This window comes from Gammaproteobacteria bacterium (assembly GCA_003696665.1).
GTDB lineage: Bacteria > Pseudomonadota > Gammaproteobacteria > Enterobacterales.
The window spans coordinates 1-2317 of record RFGJ01000585.1 but is presented as its reverse complement, the minus strand read 5'-3'; the positions used below and the strand labels follow the sequence as shown (position 1 = coordinate 2317).

General features: G+C 51.6%; 4 protein-coding genes. 2 read left to right on the top strand and 2 right to left on the bottom strand.

What is annotated here, in order from left to right; translation table 11 throughout:
* Nucleotides 1-46: 46 nt before the first annotated feature.
* Together D6694_14260 and D6694_14255 are read right to left on the bottom strand one after the other, a co-directional pair.
* On the bottom strand, nt 47-832 hold the full coding sequence (locus D6694_14260) for a methyltransferase domain-containing protein (protein RMH35952.1): 786 nt from the start codon (nt 830-832) through the stop codon (nt 47-49).
* Nucleotides 825-1199, bottom strand: a complete 375-nt coding sequence (locus tag D6694_14255) for a nucleotide pyrophosphohydrolase (GenBank protein ID RMH35951.1) — start codon at nt 1197-1199, stop codon at nt 825-827. Before D6694_14255 ends, D6694_14260 begins: the two co-directional genes overlap by 8 nt.
* Between D6694_14255 and D6694_14250 the strand changes: the two genes are divergently transcribed.
* Together D6694_14250 and D6694_14245 are read left to right on the top strand one after the other, a co-directional pair.
* Complete coding sequence (locus D6694_14250) at nt 1198-1959, top strand: Nif3-like dinuclear metal center hexameric protein (protein ID RMH35950.1); 762 nt, start codon at nt 1198-1200, stop codon at nt 1957-1959. The genes D6694_14255 and D6694_14250 overlap by 2 nt on opposite strands.
* Before the next feature lie 110 nt (nt 1960-2069).
* Nucleotides 2070-2317, top strand: a 248-nt coding sequence (locus D6694_14245) for a hypothetical protein (protein ID RMH35949.1), incomplete at its 3' end; no start/stop codon positions are given.

The window sequence follows — 2317 nt, the reverse complement described above, 5'->3', positions numbered from 1 at the left end:
GGCCATACCATCAAGCACTTGCTCGCGGCAGCAGCGGTTTGGCCTGTTACTCGGATGGCGGCACATCGTCGGCGGGACGATGCCATATCTGATGCACATAAGGTGCGATGAGTTGAAAGGGAAGGGCGTGCCGGTAACGTTCTTCAAGTTGGATAAGCGCTTCGTCGCTTAACTCATCGCTTCTGTGTTTTGGTAGCAGGTCGCTGACGCAACGCAAACCCGTTTGCTCAATACAGAGCCCACCGAGCGATGCCAGCGTTTCCTTTATCAACTCAGGACGAAACCAATGTCTTGGTGTCAGTGGTGAACGTCCGCGCCGGAGCCTACCCTGCAGCGCGGCGACTTCGCCACGAATCATCTGCTTGAGTCGACGTGCGTGGGCATTAAAAAAAGCCAACGACAAGTAGCCCCCCGGTTTAACCCAGTCCCACAGGCGCCTGAGGTTAGTGTCTGGATCGTCAGTCCACTCGAGTACGGCATGGGCGATGACCAAATCAAAAGTACCGTGTGGCTCAACCTGCTCTAGTGTTTTATCAATCCAGTGGATCGTGAGGTTTGGGGCATTCTCCTGTTGGTTTTTTTGTGCGGCCAAACGCATTTTGGGGGATGGCTCCACGGCTGTCACCTGGTGGCCCTTGCGTGCAAGCCACAGGGTCGTGTGTCCCGCGCCTGCACCAATTTCCAAAACATTCAGGGATTTTTCACCCAGTGTGGGTAGGCAATGCTCAAGATCACGGTGGATCAGGGCGCGTCTGATTCGGCCTTTGCGATGTTGGTCAATATTTTGATGAAAGATATCGGCAACCTCATCAAACGTGTGATGCTTATCCATATCGTTGTCGGTTTTTGTGAATTTTTTGTGTGACCACTGTTTCAAGATCAACGCCGAGCTGATCACATAATGCCACCAGATAGAGGTAGATATCGGCGATTTCGTCGGATAGTGCGTCCACTAAAGCAGGTTCTGGCTGGTGAGCCTCCGTGTCTTTAAGCCAGCATACGAGCTGCAATAGTTCGCCTGCTTCAACGGCGACGGCGGTACTCAATGAGCGCACGTTGTGCAAATCTTTCCAACCTTGTCGCTCGGCAATTTCATAAAATGTGGTGAGTGCTCGGTCTGTCAAAGGCATGCGCTTTCCCCGCGTCCAACACAACTGGTAGTATATCAGCCTTATGATCAAATCGGACACAGTCAGCATGGGTGTTTCTCGAACCAAACTGGAAAATTATTTGAACGAGCTTTTGCAGCCATGGGCCTGGAATGATTATTGTCCAAACGGTTTGCAGGTTGAGGGATGTGATGAAATCGGGCGTATCGTGACCGGTGTGACGGCAACGCAAGCACTGATCGATGCTGCCATCGAACGGCAGGCACATGCCATATTGGTGCATCATGGTTATTTCTGGAAAGGTGAAGACGCCGCCATTCGAGGGATGAAGCGCCAGAGGCTTGCCAAGTTGCTTGCGCATGACATCAATCTTTTTGCCTATCACTTGCCGCTCGATGTGCATGATCGTTTCGGGAACAACGTTCAGCTGGCCGCACGGTTAGGTATTAAAGTTCAGCGTCGCCTTGAGCCATGGAACAAGCAGTCAGTCGCCATGAAAGGAAAGCTAACAGATCCTATTTCTGTGGACGAGATGGCAGAGCGCATTGAGGTGCAGCTGGGCCGTGCGCCACTTGTCATTGCCGGTGGTGACCATCCAATTCGCTCGGTCGCTTGGTGTACGGGTGGTGGTCAACACTATATTGATGCAGCGGCGGCACAAGGCATTGACGCGTTCATTTCCGGAGAAGTGTCGGAACAAACCGTTCATGTGGCCAGAGAAATGGGCGTCCATTTTTTTGCCGCTGGCCACCATGCTACAGAACGTTACGGTGCGATGGCGTTGGGAGAGCATTTGCAAGAACACTTTGGTCTGGATGTTGAATTTGTCGATATTGATAACCCAGTGTGAACATTGTTTGGCATTCGGCATCGTGGTTGGGCCGTTGGTAAGGAAACTTGCACATTTGAAAAATTCCGCCTAATTATTGAACAGGAAGTCATTTATTTAGGCGCGATGAAATGGATGAAAGGACACTTCAAAAGATAAACGAAGCCTACGTGGCATGTTTGAGTGAATATGGGCAAGGAAGAGTCATAGAGGCCACTCGCGACATTACTGATCGCAAAGGCAATGTGGTCATCGGCCGAGGCAAGCCTTTGGGCCCAGCCGATATTGAACGATTGCGCGTGGTTCGGACAGGGCGCCCTATCTACCTGAGCCTTGCTTTTAAAGATTCGCTGTCTGCGCGAGAGGTCGTTGCGCAGAT

Bases quoted from the DNA above. Each gene is read 5' to 3' on its own strand.
- D6694_14255 (RMH35951.1), bottom strand. From the start codon at position 1,199: ATGCTGACTGTGTCCGATTTGATCATAAGGCTGATATACTACCAGTTG.
- D6694_14250 (RMH35950.1), top strand. From the start codon at position 1,198: ATGGGTGTTTCTCGAACCAAACTGGAAAATTATTTGAACGAGCTTTTG.
- D6694_14260 (RMH35952.1), bottom strand. From the start codon at position 832: ATGGATAAGCATCACACGTTTGATGAGGTTGCCGATATCTTTCATCAA.